The 18,183-nt window shown below is 43.2% G+C and carries 15 protein-coding genes; 2 read left to right on the top strand and 13 right to left on the bottom strand.

Annotated features, from left to right (window positions below):
• Window positions 1-20 precede the first annotated feature (20 nt).
• The 5 genes from F6J90_RS42275 to F6J90_RS42255 form a co-directional block, all read right to left on the bottom strand.
• Window positions 21-1,580, bottom strand: a complete 1,560-nt coding sequence (locus tag F6J90_RS42275; protein WP_293108590.1) for an ATP-binding protein — start codon at window positions 1,578-1,580, stop codon at window positions 21-23.
• 218 nt (window positions 1,581-1,798) lie between these two features.
• On the bottom strand, window positions 1,799-3,718 hold the full coding sequence (locus F6J90_RS42270; protein ID WP_293108587.1) for a PAS domain S-box protein: 1,920 nt from the start codon (window positions 3,716-3,718) through the stop codon (window positions 1,799-1,801).
• Window positions 3,719-4,504, bottom strand: coding sequence for an MBL fold metallo-hydrolase (locus F6J90_RS42265; protein ID WP_293108584.1), 786 nt, complete (start codon window positions 4,502-4,504; stop codon window positions 3,719-3,721).
• 24 nt (window positions 4,505-4,528) lie between these two features.
• A complete protein-coding gene (locus F6J90_RS42260; RefSeq protein WP_293108581.1) occupies window positions 4,529-5,146 on the bottom strand; it encodes an aminodeoxychorismate/anthranilate synthase component II in 618 nt (205 codons plus the stop codon).
• Between the two features lie 48 nt (window positions 5,147-5,194).
• Window positions 5,195-5,839 (bottom strand): hypothetical protein, encoded by a 645-nt coding sequence (locus F6J90_RS42255; protein ID WP_293108578.1) that lies wholly within the window; start codon window positions 5,837-5,839, stop codon window positions 5,195-5,197.
• 931 nt (window positions 5,840-6,770) lie between these two features.
• On the opposite strand from F6J90_RS42255, the gene F6J90_RS42250 reads away from it, so the two are divergent.
• Window positions 6,771-7,382: a hypothetical protein gene (locus tag F6J90_RS42250; protein WP_293108575.1), complete on the top strand. Its 612-nt coding sequence runs from the start codon at window positions 6,771-6,773 to the stop codon at window positions 7,380-7,382.
• Between the two features lie 178 nt (window positions 7,383-7,560).
• On the opposite strand, the gene F6J90_RS42245 is transcribed toward F6J90_RS42250, so the two are convergent.
• From F6J90_RS42245 to F6J90_RS42210, 8 genes are all read right to left on the bottom strand, one after another.
• On the bottom strand, window positions 7,561-8,481 hold the full coding sequence (locus F6J90_RS42245; protein WP_293108572.1) for an N-acetylmuramoyl-L-alanine amidase: 921 nt from the start codon (window positions 8,479-8,481) through the stop codon (window positions 7,561-7,563).
• Between the two features lie 224 nt (window positions 8,482-8,705).
• Window positions 8,706-9,023 carry a hypothetical protein gene (locus F6J90_RS42240; RefSeq protein WP_293108570.1) on the bottom strand — a complete coding sequence of 106 codons (318 nt, stop codon included), beginning with the start codon at window positions 9,021-9,023 and terminating at the stop codon, window positions 8,706-8,708.
• Window positions 9,024-9,118: 95 nt separating this feature from the next.
• Window positions 9,119-10,603, bottom strand: a complete 1,485-nt coding sequence (locus F6J90_RS42235; protein WP_293108567.1) for an aldehyde dehydrogenase family protein — start codon at window positions 10,601-10,603, stop codon at window positions 9,119-9,121.
• Between the two features lie 447 nt (window positions 10,604-11,050).
• Window positions 11,051-11,764: a class II aldolase/adducin family protein gene (locus tag F6J90_RS42230; protein ID WP_293108564.1), complete on the bottom strand. Its 714-nt coding sequence runs from the start codon at window positions 11,762-11,764 to the stop codon at window positions 11,051-11,053.
• Window positions 11,765-12,456: 692 nt separating this feature from the next.
• A complete protein-coding gene (locus F6J90_RS42225) occupies window positions 12,457-12,888 on the bottom strand; it encodes a BON domain-containing protein (protein ID WP_293108561.1) in 432 nt (143 codons plus the stop codon).
• 199 nt (window positions 12,889-13,087) lie between these two features.
• Window positions 13,088-13,834 (bottom strand): fasciclin domain-containing protein, encoded by a 747-nt coding sequence (locus tag F6J90_RS42220; protein ID WP_293108558.1) that lies wholly within the window; start codon window positions 13,832-13,834, stop codon window positions 13,088-13,090.
• A gap of 951 nt (window positions 13,835-14,785) precedes the next feature.
• Entirely contained in the window at window positions 14,786-16,057 is a 1,272-nt protein-coding gene (locus F6J90_RS42215) for a HAMP domain-containing sensor histidine kinase (protein WP_293108555.1), read from the bottom strand.
• A gap of 358 nt (window positions 16,058-16,415) precedes the next feature.
• Window positions 16,416-17,093 (bottom strand): response regulator transcription factor, encoded by a 678-nt coding sequence (locus F6J90_RS42210; protein ID WP_293108552.1) that lies wholly within the window; start codon window positions 17,091-17,093, stop codon window positions 16,416-16,418.
• 477 nt (window positions 17,094-17,570) lie between these two features.
• On the opposite strand from F6J90_RS42210, the gene F6J90_RS42205 reads away from it, so the two are divergent.
• The gene (locus F6J90_RS42205) at window positions 17,571-18,089 is read left to right on the top strand and encodes a hypothetical protein (protein WP_293108549.1); all 519 of its coding nucleotides are present in this window, start codon (window positions 17,571-17,573) and stop codon (window positions 18,087-18,089) included.
• Window positions 18,090-18,183 lie beyond the last annotated feature (94 nt).

Here is an 18,183-nt window from a genome sequence, read left to right as displayed (position 1 = left end):
TCTTTTTAGCCCAACCCCACCTATATAGAACTGGTTAATGGCAATTTTACCGTATAGGTTGTACCAACTCCGACTTGACTAGTTAAGGTAATTTGACCATGATGCAAATCCACAAACTTGCGGATCATGCCTAACCCCATTCCTGAAGAAGACATAGAACCAATATTACTAGCTCGGAAGAACGCTTCAAATAATTGTCCCTGACTTTCGGGCACAATCCCACTGCCTTGGTCTTTTACCTGGAACAGAATTTGGTTATCTTCACAAGACATTTCCAAAGCAATTATACCACCCTTGAAGGAGTACTTAGTTGCTAAGGTCAGCAAATTGCTCAAAATTTGCCGTAGGATTTGTTCATCCAGCTCAACTAGGCCAGGGGAATCCTGAGGAAAGAACTCGATATTATAGCGCTTTCCCACAATAATTTGCTGCTCTTCCACTAAACTGCGGCAGAATTCAACAACATCTAGGGGCACACAGTTGAGTTGGAGTTCACCGGATTCAGCCTTGCTTAAGGTCAGAACATCCTCCATAATTCGAGTCATTCGCATCACTGATGATTGAATCCGATACAAGTTTCTTTCTTTTTTGTGCGGTGACAACTTGGACCCGTATTTTTGCAGGAGTTCAGTAGCAGTTAAGATAATCGATAGGGGAGTGCGAAACTCATGGGAAATCCTAGCGATTAGGTCAGATTTCAGTTCCCCTAGTTCTTTTACTGCAGACAAGATTTGACCCGCTTGAGCTTCAGCTTGTCCCCTCGCGCCAGCTTTGGCTGCCAATTTTGCTCTTTCTACTGCCAATAATTCTGGTTGTTGCTGTTCCCTGATATTCCACAGCACAAGAACTACACCCTTGATGGTACCATCTTCTTCTGTAATCGGGGAAGCACTATTTCCCACCGGGATCTTGCTACCGTCTTTGGCAATCAAACCTATGCCCTGATCCATAAAAATGACCCTTTCTTCCTGAAGCACTTCCATGACTGGGTTCTGGAGTAGGGCATCAGTGAGTTCGTCTACAATTTGAATCACATCTGTAATGCTTTGCCCAGAAGCTTCTGCTACTGTCCAGCCAGTGAGGGTTGCAGCTGCTGGGTTCATATAGGTGATTGCTGCTGTTTCATTGGTAGCGATCACAGCATCATTAGTGGAGCTGAGTATTGTGGCTAGCAGATCCTGCTGTTTGACTAAATCTTTTTCCAGCTGGTGCCGATAGAGGGCCGTTTCAATCGCTACCCGCAATTCCCGTTCGTTAAATGGTTTGATCAGATACCCGAACGGTGCTGTCATCTTAGCTCGGGCTAGGGTAGTCTCATCAGAGTGGGCTGTCAAATAAACTACTGGAATCTGGAATTGCTCTCGGATGCGCTGAGCAGCAGTTATGCCATCTATATCATTTGGATCTAAGGTAATATCCATCAGGACTAAATCAGGCTGGTTATTGGCAGTGCTGCTGATAGCGCCCGTCCCAGAGGTGACGCTATCGGTTATGGTGTATCCCAACTGTATGAGCTGTTCAGCAATAACTTCAGCTGTGATCGCTTCATCTTCAACCACTAAGATGTTTATTTGTGACATTTCCTAGTTATGGAATTGCTTTTCAAGTTACCGTGGGTTGTCCCTTGTCTTAACCTAAAAGCCAAGCCAGTTTGTTCTCCGTACTTAATAACTTTTGCTTTGGTTCTGTGCTGCCAGTTAGTTAACTGCATCACAACCTGATAGTTCTATATCACAATTCGAGGGTGGGTCTTGAAAAATTTTCTAATGCTTTAAGCTTGTTTAAACTTGTTTAAACTTTATGAAAATTTAATTTTAAACATAACACCATGACTTGTATCTAACTCAACCTCACCTTTGAGTTGCTTAGTGGCTAGGGTATGGACTAACCGTAGACCGAGGGTCTTGGGGTTAGCTAAATCTATACCTTCTCGGATGCCAAGACCATTGTCACTGACCATCAGTTCAAAATAGTTATCCTCACGGCACTTAAAGTCAACAATAATTTCACCACCATTTCCTTCTGGAAAAGCGTGTTTCAGAGCATTGGAGACTAACTCATTAATAATTAAACCACAGGGAATGGCCGTGTCGATGTCCAGAAATGTCTGCACAAAATTAACCTTAATCCTAGGGGAATGATTAGTACAGGCGTAAGATCCTAATAAGTCCTTAGTCAGGGATTCAATATAATCTTGGAAGTCAATCTGGCTCAGGTTCTTAGAGCCATACAATTTCTCATGGATCAAGGCCATGACTTGGAGACGATTGCGGCTTTCACAGAGAATCTCCAGGATACTTTCATCATCTATATATCGGGACTGGAGGTAAAGGAGTCCTGAGACAATTTGTAAATTGTTCTTGACCCGATGGTGAATCTCTTTAAGCAGTATGTCCTTGTTTTGGGCGTCATTAGTTGCTGCTTCTGCTCTGATGCGATCGCTAATATCTCGACCTTCTGAGATTAACAACACTACATTTCCGTTTTCATCCCGCAACGGTTTCACGGAAAAATCAATCGTGATCACTTGACCCTGTAACCCTAGCACCGACCCTTGATAACGGACAAACTCACCGGTAGCTGCTTGAGCGATCGCATTTTTTAAACGATTCTCGGTTTGAGTAGACTTTGTCCACCATTGGATTTGCCAGAAGGGCTTACCCACAATCTGTGACGGAGTTAATCCGCTAAAGTCAAGGGCGGTTTGGTTGGCTTCGAGCAAGGTACCATCTGGTTGCAGCAGCCAAGTAAATTGGCTGGTCTGGTCAAAGATGGCTTGGAATTTTCGCTGACTCTCTCCCAAAGCTTCCTCGACTTGCTTGGCTTTGGTAATGTCAGTAACAATACCATCAATGCGTATCGGGATACCATGGGCATCGGTGTGAATTTGGACGTGATCACGAATCCAGCGCACCTGCCCATCAGACCGCACGATTCGATATTCTAAGTCAATACCGTCAATTGCCAGGAGTGATTGGGGTGACAAGGGCAATGAGTTATTGTTGAACAAATTTCGCTTCTGCTGAACTCGTTCTCGGTCTTCTGGGTGGATTACCTCTAGCCAAAGATTTGAGTTAGCTAAAAAATCGGATATGCTATAACCATAAAGATTGTCAACAGCGGAGTTGAGGTAAAGCAGTCTGGAGGTTTGGGGGCGCACGGACCAAACCACATCTTCAAGGGAACTCAAAATACTTTCGAGTCGATTTTGGCTTAACTGTAATGCCAATTCGTTTTTTCCGAGGGCTTCTTGAGCCAGAATGCGTCCGCGAATCTCCTTGGCTAGTCTAGAATTGGCAGTTAAGAGTTCAGCGGTGCGTTGTTCAATCCGTCGTTCTAGCTCTTGGCTGGCTTGTCGCAACTTTTGGATCAGCTTCTGGTTCTGGTCTTTTATCCAGCCGAGCCGCACAGCCAGTAAGACCACCACTAGAATCCCCAAACTCACCTCTACTGAACCCCCGGTTAAACTCGGTGGACCAAAGTGAACAGCAGAGGCATAGATCAGGTAAATTGCCCATACTGTGGCACTGGTAACTCCAGCAAGTAATCCGTCGATACTGGCAGTTAGGGCAACAGCAAAGATAAGAAGTAAAAAGGAAGTTGGAACAATAAACCCAAACTGCCGTAGGGTTTCAATCCAGAAAATCATGCCTACAACCGCCACTCCACCAGTCCAGAAAGGCGGTTGCAGTCTGGGTAAGGGGCTAGGCAAGGGCATTTAAAAGTTGTAGTTGTAACTCATCAGTTGAATCACTGACCCATCCTGGGATAAATCCCCTGAGCTAATCCTAATGGTATCGTTTTTGGCACGGCGTATGGGTGTGTCCTTCATCAATGTTAAAAACTCCTCCACTGGCAAAATATCACACTGTTCGGCATCAGCAGCCTTGGTTCGGAAATGAGTAGGAATCATTATCTTGGCCTTAAGGAAATCAAATGCCTGTTTAGCTTCTTGAGGGTTGTAGGCTTTCGGTCCCCCTCCCACTGGAATCAACGCTAAATCAGGACGCCCGATCAGAATTTTCTGCTCAATATCTAGAGGGGCTGCTGCTCCTCCCAGGTGTAGGATATTGATACCGTTTTGAGTCCATTTCCAAGCCACATTATTACCAAACCTACGTCCACCGACTCGGTCGTGAGGAATACTAATTCCCTCGAATTTTAGCCCATTTACTTGAAAAATACCCGGTTCGAAGAGGAGCCGGGGACTCCCCGGTATCCCTTCCGCTGCTCCTTCATCTAGTAGTAGGCTACTGATTAGGACTAAATCTGCCTCTACTTTTGGTGATTTATATCTAGCCGTACACCCAATGGTTTGGAATGGGTTGACTAAAACTCGCACACCACCCCCAGTAAATAAAAAGCAGGTATGACCAAGCCACTTTACTGTCAGTACATTGCGTGATGGCTGTGCTTGGTAAGAAGTGAGTCCAGAAGCTAAGCCGGTTGAAAGAGTTGTGAGTACACCCGCACTCACATAGCGCATCAACTGTCGCCGTTTCATGGTTTCTTGGAAACAAGTTTATTTTCAGGGAGATATAGAGAGAGTAGCAGATGCTGGCAGCGATTCTAAGAAGTTTTTTAGAAGTTGCTGACCAGAAGAGGTCAAAATACTCTCTGGATGAAATTGGACGCCTTCGAGGTGGGGATAGTTCCGATGTCTAACTCCCATAATTGTGCCATCATCTACCCAAGCCGTGATTTCCAAGACATCAGGACAGCTGCTACGGTCAATAACTAAGCTATGGTATCGAGTCGCTGTGAAAGGATTGGGTAATCCCCGAAAAACCCCAACCCCAGTGTGATGAATCTCTGAGGTTTTGCCATGCATCAATACTGGTGCCGAAACAATTTTCCCGCCAAATACCTGACCCAAGGCTTGATGACCCAAACAAACCCCTATAATGGGTAGAGTTGACCCCAAATTGCTGTAGATAGCACCTGATATCCCAGCATCTTCAGGACGCCCTGGTCCTGGAGAAATCACTACCCCATCTGGGTTGAGCTGGCGGATTTTCTGTAGATCAATTTTATCATTGCGATAGACCTGAATCTCTGATGCCACAGGTAATTGGGTACCCAATTCTCCTAGGTACTGTACTAAGTTGTAAGTAAAGCTGTCGTAGTTGTCAATGACAATAATCATTATCGGTTACTCCCGATTGACCATAGGTTGAAGGTTATAGGTTATAGGTTACAGCTTAATTGAACTCTGCCCTGGTTTTAAGCTCAGTATTCCAATTAGAATTGAGAATATCTCTTCTGTATCCCTAGGAATAGTCTGACTTTGAATAGTTTTGGCAATGTGCTTCCGTTTCCTATCAAGGGTTCCAAATTTCCAAATATCCCCCAGAGTAACAGCGCCATAGAGGACTTCAATAGATTCGCTCTCTTCATACTTATCTAAAGCAATTAGTTCTGCTGCTAACTGGTTGAAGCCACCATCAATATCTTTCTTTTTGGCTTCTATAATAATCAGATTTTGGCTAGTTTTTAATAAGTAGTCTAGCGCTCCCCCTAGCTGATCGTTAATATCTAGGGGATACTCAACATTGACTTTAACTGGGAGCAGCTTGGCAATTTCCAGGATTAGTGGGGCAATCAGAAATTCCCGTTTGGCAATTTCCGAGGTAATGCTTATTTTGGGAATAATGGTGTAGTAGGTATGGTTGAGCTGTTGAATGATATCTAGGTCATAGTTGGTAGACTTAGGGAGGTCAATTACTTCAATGGCAAAGGAGTAACCAAACTCACCAACAATTTCCTCAGTGGGATTGGTCATCGCAAAATAGTCACTAAATGTATACTTTCGGTTTTCTTTGAATATCGATTTTTTCATAAGTTAATTTGTCAGCTATCAGCTATCAGCGTGTCGCGTATCAGTTATCAGCTTATGGGTTAGGTCCGATGCGTCGAAGCCTGTGCCACGGTAGAAGCCTGTGCCACGCTACTTGACTTTTGAATAAAACAGGTAAGCATTAGTTTAATCTTTGTTACGTCAGCTTCTCCCTGGCCGTAAGGATTAAGCGGAGTGCTGAGTGCTGAGTGCTGAGTGCTGAATGCTGAATGCTTACCCCATCAGCTAAGAGCTCCAAATAGATCATAATCCCGAGAATAAGGAATTCTGGCTCTTAATGTTGTTTAGCGATCGCATTGGTTAAATTGTAGTCAAATCTTGATTTTTGTAAGTAATCAAGTATTTATACTTATTTCTTCTGGTTAAGAGCGATTGGCCTAAGGCCACGCTTCGCGATGAAGCAAAGCTTCCGCTAAAAGCGATCGCACTCGACTACCCAACAACCAGCAAACCCGAGCTTGGCTTCACCCTCTTAATGTTGTTTAGCGATCGCATTGGTTAAATTGTAGTCAAATCTTGATTTTTGTAAGTAATCAAGTATTTATACTTATTTCTTCTGGTTAAGAGCGATTGGCCTAAGGCCACGCTTGGCCTTAGGCCTCAGCTTCCGCTAAAAGCGATCGCACTCGACTACCCAACAACCAGCAAACCCGAGCTTGGCTTCACCTGTTTGACTCTTGTTAACAGAGCTGTCCGCCTTAAGCCACCAATAGTCAGCGACTAATCGCCATCTTAAGATAAACTTTATAATTTACTTTATATACAGTCAGCGACTAATCGCTGTCTTAAGATATACTTTGTAATTTACTTGATCAACAGTCTCTTAGGCTACGGCGCACATCTGTTCCAATATCATAACGAGATAGTGTGATGTCTAAGATATGATTAGACCCAATCAGGAGACTGATAAACTATGGCATTTAGTGACTTTAAAACTATTGCTGATGTACAGAAACACTATCAAATTAAATACGAAGAGGGAACGTTTATAGTTTCTCAAGACACTGACCCACCAGAAATTTTTTTGAAAGATCTAGAGTTTTATAAAGAAACGATAGATGTATTCAGCTCGGAAGCTTCCCGGAGTGAAATTATCATTTCCCCCTTGTTACGAGAACTCTATAAAAAATACTATAAAACCTATGCTTTTTGGATTCAAAAAAGCATTTTCTATGACCAAATTTTGTCAGGTACTCCTGACTACATATTTTCGACAAAATCCGAATTAGGAAAAACGGTTTTAGAAAAACCACTGGTTATTATTATTGAAGCGAATAAAAATGATTTTCAGCAAGGTTGGGGGCAATGCCTTGCCGAGTTGGTAGCTTCCCAAAAAATAAATCAAGATGTTCAACGTCCTGTTTATGGCATAGTTACTGATGGTAATTTATGGCAGTTTGGACGATTACAAAGGGACATTTTCACTCAAAATATCGAAAATTTTACGATTGATAAATTGTCCCGATTATATGGAGCATTAGACTATCTTATCCTGTTAACGGAAAACTATACTAGTAATGAGTAATATTCATTATTACCTTGAGCTAATATAATTATTATAATATAATTACTCTCCGCCATTAATCTCACGCTCCCCGATCGCTCGGGTGAGACGTGAGGCAACTGCTTGAGGTGCGCTTGACCCGTAATTAAATTCGCCACGGGTCGCACCTGTTCAATGGTAAACGTGGCTTAAAGCCTTGCTAGTCAATCAATTTACTCCAAGTTTGTGGTCCAACAATACCATCAGCCGTTAAACCTTGTTGTTTCTGAAATCTGATCACAGCACTTGCGGTGCCTGAACCAAATATACCATCTGCCTGAGTTCCCACCCGACGTTGGAGATATTTTACTGTGGTACCTCCAGCATGATTAGGTCTAAGTATGGGTTGCTCAAGAATCTGATTAATAGTCTGCCATGTGCTCGAGTCACCAATTCCAGTTTGGTTAATTCCTACAATCGCTTGAAATGTTTTTATTGCTGCGATAGTCGCCTGACCAAGAGATCCATCTTCTACTAATGGCTGACCAGCAGGACTTTTTATTTTTAAGCGATTGAGAGCATTTTGTAATTCTAGCACATTATCGTCAGAGGAAGATTTATTAGTTGGTGGCTCTTCTCCTGTTAATCCTTTAACAATTGCATTAGCTAATACTTCTGGATCGTAGAGTTCCATATCTTTCTGGGAATCACAAAAGCAGCTTTCTATCAAAATTGCTGGCATATTGGTATATCGGAGGACATATAAATGAGAGCCATTTTTAACCTTTCTATTGAAGTAGCCCAACTCGACTATTTTTTCTAAAACTGGCTGGGCAATTTTTTTGGCAGTATCACTAATGGCAAATACTTCTACCCCATTAGCTTGACCATTAAACCCATTAAAATGAATTGAAACAAACTGATCAACTCGATTAGCATTGGCAATATTGCACCGTTGCCGCAGCGAGCTGCCCAAAGTACTCGCACTCTTAGGCTTGCATTCAACTACCTGATGTCCCAAGTCTCTCAATTTGGAAATTACTCTCGTTCCCACGTCTCTAGTCATTTCATCTTCTACTCTGATACCTTGAGCTCCTGTATCAGGGGGCAAGTTGTGACCAATATCAATTCCGTATTTCATGAAACCTTCTGAATCTCTCTAATTAGCCCTTTTCTCTAATTCTGTTCTATGTTAGTGGATTTAAGCCAATGGTGCTTAATAAAATTTAATAAACTGCTCCTAAATCGAAAACTCACACCAAACTCCTGGTTCTTTTTCTAAATTGATCTGGATCAAGAAATCTTAAAAAATAACGTAAGCATTCAGCTATTAGCTATCAGCTATCAGCTATCAGCTATCAGCTATCAGCTATCAGCGTCAAAGCCTGTGCCACGGTACTTGAGGTGCTTTTGAATAAGCGATGCAGCGCGGTCTTGGGGGTTTCCACGGGGCGTACAAGGTGCGGAAACAAGTTCCGCACACAGCCCCTCCCCATGAGCGACTGCATCAAGACAACAGGTAACCATTTGTTTAATCTGAGTTAAGTCTGCTGACGGCTGACGGCTGACGGCTGACGGCTGACCGCTGACCGCTGAACGCTCAATGCTTACCTGCACTTTAACTTGAAGCTTGAGCAAAGCATAAAGTAATGGGTAATAGGAAATTGGCTTACAATTCCCCATTACCCATTAGCGTTTCCTAAATTACCAACTAATTATGCTGTAGCCTTATTTTCAAATTGTTGATAGTAAACCCAGGCTTTGAGATTGCTACAATGCTACAATTTAACCGTCACTGTCTTAACCTCGGTGTATTGCTGCAAGCCATACTCCCCAAGTTCACGACCAATCCCAGACTGCTTGAAACCACCGAAGGGAGCAGCGGCATCAAACACATCGTAGCAATTCACCCAGACAGTACCAGCACGGACATTGTTTGCGATCGCATGAGCTTTAGTAATATCCTTCGTCCACACGGCTGCTGCTAAGCCATACATAGTATTATTTGCCCGCTTAATCACTTCATCGATATCTTTGAACTTAATAATGCTCATCACTGGTCCAAAGATTTCTTCTTGGGCAATCTTCATCTGATCTTGGACATCAACAAACACTGTCGGTTCGATGAAGTAACCGCGATCGCCAACTCGGCCACCACCACACAACATCTGAGCTCCTTCCTGCTGACCAGACTCAATATAGCTCATCACCTTATTGAACTGTTCGAGATCCACCTGGGGGCCTTGTTCTGTGTTGGCATCAAACGGGTCACCAACTGTGCGATTTTGTGCCCGTTTCACACACTTGTCTACAAACTCGTCATAGCACTTCTCTTCCACAAACAGCCGCGAACCAGCACAACAGCACTGTCCTTGGTTAAAGAACAGGGCAAAGTGAGCGCCCTCAATGCTTTTATCCATGTCAGCATCAGCAAAGACAATGTTAGGACTCTTACCACCAAGTTCTAGAGTGACCCGCTTGAGGTTACTCTTAGCAGCAGCTTCCATAATTAGATGCCCTACCTCAGTCGAGCCGGTAAAGGCAACTTTATCGATATCCATATGATGTGAGATCGCAGCCCCAGCGGTTGGTCCATAGCCTGAGAGAAGATTCACCACACCAGGAGGGAAACCTGCTTCGATAATCAGTTCACCGATCCGCAACGCTGATAAAGGAGTCTGTTCCGCCGTTTTCATCACTACGGTGTTACCAGCTGCCAGTGCTGGGCCTAACTTCCAAGCTTGCATCAACAGTGGAAAGTTCCAAGGAATAATCTGACCAATCACTCCCACAGGTTCATGGCGCGTGTAGCAGAAGTAGGGTCCGTTGATGGGAATTGTTTTGCCTTGAATCTTATCTGCCCAGCCAGCATAGTACCGATAGCAAGCAATGACTAGAGACACATCTGCATTAAAGGAATCACGATAGGGCTTCCCATTGTCTAGGGTTTCCAGCCGTGCTATTTCTTCCTTGTTTGCTTCGATTAAGTCAGCTAGCTTGTATAGTAACTCCCCCCGCTGGGTGGCAGACATTTTCGGCCAGTCTCCACTGGTAAAGGCTGTCCTAGCCGCCACTACTGCTTTATCAACGTCTGGGGCATCAGCCTCAGCCACATCACATATCACCTCTCCTGTAGCAGGGTTAATCGTCTCGAATCGTTTCCCAGAGGCGCTGTCTACCCATTCGTTGTTGATCAGCAGCTGAGTTGGACCGATTTTGACCGTTGGCTTTGGTGTTGCCTTTGGTGTAGGGGCGGTGACCATAATAGTCTCCTGTTGTTAAGTTGATTTTTTATGACATCCTTAATTCTAATGGTGGATTGTAAACTTAAAATTTAACTAAAAATATATATTTTATTAATATTTTATTTACGATTGTTAACTAACTTTCAAGTTTTGCTTAATTTTGTTAACACTCTAGCCAGAGTATCCCTAAGTCGTAAGCTATCAGCTATCAGCTATCAGCTATCAGCTTTTAAATAAAACAAGTAAGCATTGGTTTAATCTTTATTACGTCAGCTGACGGCTGACGGCTGACGGCTGACGGCTGAATGCTTACGTAATATCTATAGGGCTTCTGATATTAATGAGGTTGTACACACCTATTTTTTACCTGTTCCCTGTTCCCTATTGCCTATTCCCTAAAATCCAAAGCTTGTGTACCTAAACTATTTGATTTTTTGATAAATACTATAAGATATTACTATCCAATCACCCATTACCAATATTGGGCTGAACTCCATAGGTTTTAAACTTTTCTATAACTATCTGCATTTCTTCCTCACTCAATAATTGAGGTTCTCCATAAATCTTGTTAACGCTGAGGATTTTGATATAAATTTGAGCCAAGGTTTCTAGCTCTTGGGCGACTTTGAGAGCGTGCCTTATATCTTTGCCACAGGCAATCATACCATGATTTTTTAACAAACAAGCAAATGAATTTCCCAGTGCTTTTAGGGCGTTGTTGCTAAGTTCTTGAGTGCCAAAGGTAGCATAATCAGCTACCTTTATACTGCTCCCACCTGTCCTAGCAACCATATAATGAAAGCTGGGTATGGGTAGACCCATACAAGCCAGTGCTGTAGCATGGATACTATGAGTATGAACAATAGCATTGACATCGGAACGATTCAACAGTATGTCATAGTGAAATCGCCATTCACTGCTGGGTAAATAACGATTATTCTCAGCAAAAACCGGTTCTTTGTCTTTGCCGAAGTAAATTTTGCAGATTTTATCAGGAGTTAGGTCTTCGTAGTCTAGTCCACTGGGGGTTATTGCTATTGCCTCACCGATACTGTCTCTAACCCTGACACTCACATTACCACTAGTACCTTGATTGATACCAAGACTGTTCATGCGAAGACAGGTATCAATGATCTGCTGGGCGGTTATGGTTTCAACAGGGATTGACTTGATGATCATAACTAAGTTGCACCTGATCCGGGAATTTGGGGACTTTGTTAACAATCCTATCCCCCTTTAGCACCACACAAACATAGCAATCCTAATTCCTAGGTGAACAATACTTCCCTAGTTCGTTAATTTGAGTTGCGAACTGTCACTGTTGACGAATCATACAGGATTACTATAGACACCGATGCACCTATAATCCAACCCTATCTTAATGTTTATAAATCCGTATTGTTCCCCTTGCAGCAATCAGGATAAATTGCTATGTATAGCCATGGTAATTAATTGATTGACAATAACAGCCGATACTATTCTTCAGGTGCGACCCGAACCCGCCCCGCGTCGGCTTTGCCGAAAGGTGCGACCCAAGGCCGCGAGGGATTGCTCGCGGCCTTGGAGGCGCGCACCTTGAGCGAATTTAATTCTTAATGGGTCAAGCGCACCTAACCATCTTCCCCCTCCTGCCCCTCTTTCTCCTCCTCCCCATCTTCCCCATTTTCCGGCTCTTCCGGTGTTTCACAACTTAAATCGGATTGCTACAGCATGAATTCAAGCCGAGAGACACTCAACAACAAAAGTCGCCTACCACTATGGCAAAAGCAATAGACGACTAACTCCTCTCTATGGATTAGATAATTACATCAATTAGGTAACATTGGCAACAAAGGATTGGTACTTGACCAGATAAGCGATCAGCTGTTTGGCTATTGGACAGTAGCTTGAACATCCACGCTCTGAACACCTTCAACCTGGATTGCCAAAGGTGCAATCTGACTCAATTGATCATCAGACGATACTTTTCCTGAGATAGTCACAATTCCCTCTGCGGCTTCAACTTCCAACTGGCTATTGGGGAGATTGGTTTCCAAATTATTAAGTACTAAACTGGCTAGTTGGTCATCTTCATCGTTTTCTAAGTTACCCAAGGCTTGATTTTGCTCTTGAGTAGTTACAATCTTCGACTCCATTTCCTCTTGGGTTCCTTGGAGCATGGCATCGCCTTGGTTTCCCTCAGAGCGTAAGGTTACTAGTTCTTCATCTTTTTGATCTATAGAGTAGGAGGCTTCATCACTTGTCTTAGCATCATCGCAAGCAGCAGCACCAAACAGAATCACTCCACCTAGTAAAATTGGCATCAACTTATTCATCTTTGATTTCTCCTTGTTCTCTCCTTGTATTTACTTCAATCGAGTCCGGTTAATCACTTTGTATTAAAGCAAATCGTGACGTGTTAAGTGTTAACTATTAATTGATTTTTTACACTATACAAATCTCGAATAAACCTGAATAATAAGTAGTCAAACGGACGGGATATAATTCCCAAAAACACCAAACTTATTCAGCAGGTGCGCTTTCCGTTGGCGAATTAAATTCGCCACGGGTCGCACCTGCTGAATTTTTTAAATCTGAATTTTGCCTGACTTCTGTTGGTGCTGGTTCCGATTGAGCATGAGATCTTGAGGGCAAAATTACATGGTCAACAACATGAATAATGCCGTTAGTGGCTTCAATATCTGCTTGAGTTACCTGGGCATTGTTGACATTAACATTACCGTCTTCACCCACGTGTACTGTCACCGCTTTTCCAGCCATAGTAATAATTTCTCCCGACTGGATTTCACTGCTAGGAACTACACCACTTACAACATGATACTTGAGTAGCTTTACCAGGACGTCTTTGTTTTCTGGTTGTAGTAGACTGTCTAAGGTATTTGCTGGCAGTGCAGCAAAAGCGTCATTGGTGGGAGCAAAAACCGTGTAGGGTCCTTCACCTGCCAAGGTTTCCGTTAAGCCCGCTGCCTCAATTGCTTTGACAAGGGTTTGGAATTGATCATTGCTCGCAGCTTGCTCTACAAGGTTACTGGCTGTAGATTCAGTGTCAGTGGTAGCTGGCATTTCTACCTTTTCACCCTCTTGAAGGGGTTTGCTCAAGGAATCGGGGGCGCTTTCTACCATAGACTCAGTTGCATCATTGACAGCATCTTTAACTGAGTTTTCTGTTTTTTCTTGCGCTATTGCCGGGAAACTGATCAGAGCACTTAATCCCAGAATACCTGTTAGCAACTTAATGCGAGTTTTCATTTACATCATCTCTCCTGAATGCTAGGTATGGTTAACGCTTTCCAACTAATTTTTCGAGGGATAGTGACCGAGGTATAGTCATCATCAATCTCAACCCAGATAGGTTGTCTAAACCTATTAATTAATGAATGGCTTACAACTTGATGACTATACACTATAACTGATTGGAAAGCTAAGTTAGATCAAGTCTGGAAGCCTCATGATTAATTAACCAAATTTTCCGACCATTCCCCATTCCCCATTTTGGGGAATGGGGAATTTATCTGTTGCAGGTATTTAGAGAATTGGTATTGGTATTTGGTATTGGTATAAGAGCGATGCAGCGCGGTCTTGGGGGAAACCCCCACTCGCTATTGCATCAAGAGGTGCGACCCGTGATGGCGAGGGATTGCTCGCCATCACGGAAAGCGCACCTAACAAGGATGATTTCCTCCTAGGCACAATCTGCCTATAGACGTTTTGGCAAGTTCCCCGAAAATTTTGAGGGTGCCAGAGTCTAAATTACCCTGAATTTCATCTTCTGTTGGGTGCTTAGACCTGCTAGAATCAAGCCTGTAAATACCCACCCTAACATTGTTATTTTTTAGTATTTACTGCATTTGATTCACCACAGTACTTCCCAACTCAATTGATGATTTCCTGGGCTTGATATTTTGAGATTATTACCCAAAAGTAAAAAAGTCGGTAAGGAACTTAGAAATTAGGGATTAGGGATTAGGGAAATGGTACCTCCCAACTAAATTGATGATTTTCTGGGCTTGATATTTTGAGATTATTACCCAAAAGTAAAAAAGTCGGTAAGGAAGTTAGGGATTAGGGATTAGGGATTAGGGATTAGGGAGTAGGGAGTAGGGAGTAGGGAGTATGGCATTAAAAATTATCACAATTCATTCCTAAACGGATCCCTATATAATGATTTCAAAAGAAAATCCAAACCTAGAGCCTATTCTCCTAAACCAGCGGTAAACGTATCTGAAAGCAGCTACCAACCCCAACCTGAGACGTAAGGGTGATTTTTCCCCCATGATTGTGAGTGATTGCTTGAGCGATCGCAAGTCCCAACCCCGTACCCCTCTCTCGGCGAGAACGAGCTTTATCCGCACGCCAGAAGCGATCAAACACAAACGGCTGATGTTCAGGGGCAATACCAATGCCAGTGTCCTCAATCATGACCAGGGCACAGCGATTCTGTTTAGCAACAGTAATAATCACTTTTCCTTTAGGGGGTGTGTATTGCAGGGCATTCTCTAGCAAGTTGGAAAATAAACGGGTCAGTTGTCCTTCATCCCCAATTACAGAAACTGTTGTCTGGCCGTGATATTCCAAGGTAATCTGCTTATCTTGAGCAAATGATTCTAACAATTCCACCACATTCTGCAAAACTGTATTGAGGGAAATTGGGACTGACTTTCGGGTCGGAATTGACAAGGCTGCATCAGTGCGAGCTAAAAATAGTAAGTCTTCTGCTAAGTGGCTCATCTGATCTGTAGCGCTAGCAATAGCCACTAACTTCTTAGCATCCTTGGGATGAATTCGCTCAGGATGATTTCGCATCACATCCACAGAGGCTTTAATTGCTGTTAGAGGACTGCGCAATTCATGGGAGGCATCAGCAGTAAACTGTTTAAGCTGCTTAAAACTTTGCTCAATCGGCTCAAGAGCTTTCTGGGTCAGCCAAAGTCCACCGATACCAACAAACCCTAGAGCGATCATTCCGCCCATTCCTAATCCCCAAAATAGTTGGCTTTGGACGATTTCTACATCCTCTGTGGATTGACTGGCTCGAATATAGCCCTCTAGGGATGGCTGGCTTGGTTTCGAGGTGTCTTTAAAGACAGAAATTGTAAAGGTCCTAATTGGCTCTGATGTCTCGGGGAGTTGTAGAGTCCACGAACCCAGTTTTGGCGGGAAACTCAACACAATCGCACCTCGCCTTGCCAATAGTTTACCGTTAGCATCAAACCATTCTAGGCTTTGTTGGTCTCGGTTAAAGATATCTCGCCAGGGGACTTCATCAACTTGTTCAATGTATTGATTCCCTTTCACTTCTACTTCAGTAAATGAGGGGGCGGCGGATTGGGCTAAAGTCCGTAGTTTTTTGTCAAGTTGCTGGTACAGACTCTGTGTTAAAAACACATACACACCCGCACCAAATACACTCAAAATTGCCGCCATTACCATCAGGTAATATAACAGAAGACGCCAGCGCAGACCTTGAAACATCTGGTAATTGGTAATTAGTAATTAGTAATTAGTAATTAGGTAAGCATTCAGCCGTCAGCTGTCAGCTGACGGCTGACGTAATTAGTAATTGGTAATCGTTAACTGACCCAACTATACTTGATATCATTCGTTGCTTCACGAACGCCGTCAACTTACCCTACGGGAACGCCAAAGGCGAACAACCTGCCAACTTTCAACCTACCAACCTTAAACCTGCAACCTACCCTACGGGAACGCGAAAAGCGAACAACCTTGGCCAAAAGGCCAGGCGTTCGCTGAAAGCGGGACTTCGTCCATCGCGTTCAACCTGCCAACTTTCAACCTGCCAACTTTCAACGGTAACAACTGAATAGTTGAATTAGGGATTTTCTTTCAGACGATAACCCAAACCATAAACTGTCTCAATCAAATCAGAGGGAGCTCCTGCTGCATCCAGTTTCTGTCGTAAACCTCGGATATGAGCTTTAACGGTTGCTTCTTCTGGTAGTCGTTCAAAGGACCAGAGGTTTTCCAGGATTTGAGCACGGCTAAACACACGGCGAGGATGGCGCAGGAAAAATTCCAGCAGAGCATACTCTTTTGGACTTAGGGACAAGAGGCGGTCTTCATAGAACACTTCACAGGTACTGGGGTCAAGGCGGAGGGAATCCCATTCCAGTACAGGTGGTAAGGTAGTATTTCCCCGGCGCAGTAACGCCCGCATCCTAGCGGACAACTCCCCTAAATCAAAGGGTTTGACTAGATAATCATCTGCACCAGCATCCAGTCCTACAATTTTATCACTGATGGTATCCCGAGCCGTCAGCATTAGAATGGGAGTAGAGTTGCCTTGGGAGCGCAACTTTCGGCAAAGGGTAATACCATCCATCTTTGGCAGCATCACATCTAACAAAATTAAATCATAGCTGAAACTCTCTACTAGTTCCCTACCCACTTGACCATCATGGGCAACATCCACGACATAATGCTGGTCGGTGAGGTCTTCAGCAAGGGCGTCGGTAATCCGCTCATCATCTTCTACTAGTAAAATCCTCATCTTCAGCACCTCTGAATGATTACCTGACTTCTCTCTTTGATTATTACCAAATTTTTTAACAACTGTAGAAAAATCGGGGAGTTTTCCATGACACTGGCAAGATGATTGATACTAACTCCGGTTAATCACTTACCAAATATAGAAGTTCTAAATTGCGTGAGGGACTTACGCCCTTGGGGTTTTAGGGAGTAGGAAGCAGGGATTAGGGAGTAGGGATTAGGGAGTAGGGTAGAGGATTTGACGGTTTTTTTTATAACTTAATAATCTCCAATTTAAATGACCAACAGCTTATAAATAAAACTAATATAACTATAGCAATTATTATTTATTTGAGGTACCAACTATTGCTAAATAAAACCCATAAATTTGTACCTGAACGAATTTAAATGTATTTAGGTGTAATCATGGAGTATCTTCCGGATCGAGCATTGATAGCTCTGTTGATATTGATAGAAAAAAAACAAGCAGCAATTGATTATGAATTTACCACCCAAAATCCCTAGCACGGCAGAGGCTTTAGAGAGGGCGCTTAACCTCTTGGGAAATCGTGCCACTGGTAACTTAAAGCGTGCTAAACAGGAGCTAATTGACCTCGTAGGTGAGTATCCCACTCCTGAGGTTGCCACGATCTGGAAAAATAATCTGAGAAAGAAATTCCCTCAGGCTCAAGATTGGAAGTTTGAGACTACAGTCGGCAAAATCATTACCTTTACGGACTTAGGGGTAGAGGTTAAAACTAAGGATAATACCAATTATAGCAGTTATCAGTTTTGGTTTGTACCCTATCGTAAAATCAGCGGATTTACTGTCTCAATGCCACAAAAAAATAACTTCAGATATCATTTTCAAAATCACCATTGTGAGCAGTACCATGTTCAATTACATCTTTTGGAAGAAGACCTTGATCAGGGGTTTCGGTCTAATCAGGTGATCTGTTCTGCTAATACCCTGAAACACTTGAAGAACTTCCTGATTGATAAAATTGGCAGAGCTTAATATCAATTAGCGATCGCAAGGGCCCTGATGGTAAATTTACCTCAGGGTGATCAATTCCAAGATTAAGGAATTGGCAAGACGGGCGATGGCAAGT

Origin of the sequence: Moorena sp. SIOASIH, assembly GCF_010671925.1 — a bacterium.
GTDB lineage: Bacteria > Cyanobacteriota > Cyanobacteriia > Cyanobacteriales > Coleofasciculaceae > Moorena.
Note: the sequence above shows the minus strand (reverse complement) of the source record. Positions and strands in the feature narration are given on the sequence as shown.

Coding starts and splice junctions, on each gene's coding strand:
- F6J90_RS42245 (WP_293108572.1), bottom strand. CDS start 8,481: ATGAAATACGGAATTGATATTGGTCACAACTTGCCCCCTGATACAGGA.
- F6J90_RS42270 (WP_293108587.1), bottom strand. CDS start 3,718: ATGCCCTTGCCTAGCCCCTTACCCAGACTGCAACCGCCTTTCTGGACT.
- F6J90_RS42235 (WP_293108567.1), bottom strand. CDS start 10,603: ATGGTCACCGCCCCTACACCAAAGGCAACACCAAAGCCAACGGTCAAA.
- F6J90_RS42255 (WP_293108578.1), bottom strand. CDS start 5,839: ATGAAAAAATCGATATTCAAAGAAAACCGAAAGTATACATTTAGTGAC.
- F6J90_RS42265 (WP_293108584.1), bottom strand. CDS start 4,504: ATGAAACGGCGACAGTTGATGCGCTATGTGAGTGCGGGTGTACTCACA.
- F6J90_RS42210 (WP_293108552.1), bottom strand. CDS start 17,093: ATGAGGATTTTACTAGTAGAAGATGATGAGCGGATTACCGACGCCCTT.
- F6J90_RS42225 (WP_293108561.1), bottom strand. CDS start 12,888: ATGCCAATTTTACTAGGTGGAGTGATTCTGTTTGGTGCTGCTGCTTGC.
- F6J90_RS42220 (WP_293108558.1), bottom strand. CDS start 13,834: ATGAAAACTCGCATTAAGTTGCTAACAGGTATTCTGGGATTAAGTGCT.
- F6J90_RS42230 (WP_293108564.1), bottom strand. CDS start 11,764: ATGATCATCAAGTCAATCCCTGTTGAAACCATAACCGCCCAGCAGATC.
- F6J90_RS42205 (WP_293108549.1), top strand. CDS start 17,571: ATGAATTTACCACCCAAAATCCCTAGCACGGCAGAGGCTTTAGAGAGG.
- F6J90_RS42240 (WP_293108570.1), bottom strand. CDS start 9,023: ATGGGGAATTGTAAGCCAATTTCCTATTACCCATTACTTTATGCTTTG.
- F6J90_RS42215 (WP_293108555.1), bottom strand. CDS start 16,057: ATGTTTCAAGGTCTGCGCTGGCGTCTTCTGTTATATTACCTGATGGTA.
- F6J90_RS42275 (WP_293108590.1), bottom strand. CDS start 1,580: ATGTCACAAATAAACATCTTAGTGGTTGAAGATGAAGCGATCACAGCT.
- F6J90_RS42260 (WP_293108581.1), bottom strand. CDS start 5,146: ATGATTATTGTCATTGACAACTACGACAGCTTTACTTACAACTTAGTA.
- F6J90_RS42250 (WP_293108575.1), top strand. CDS start 6,771: ATGGCATTTAGTGACTTTAAAACTATTGCTGATGTACAGAAACACTAT.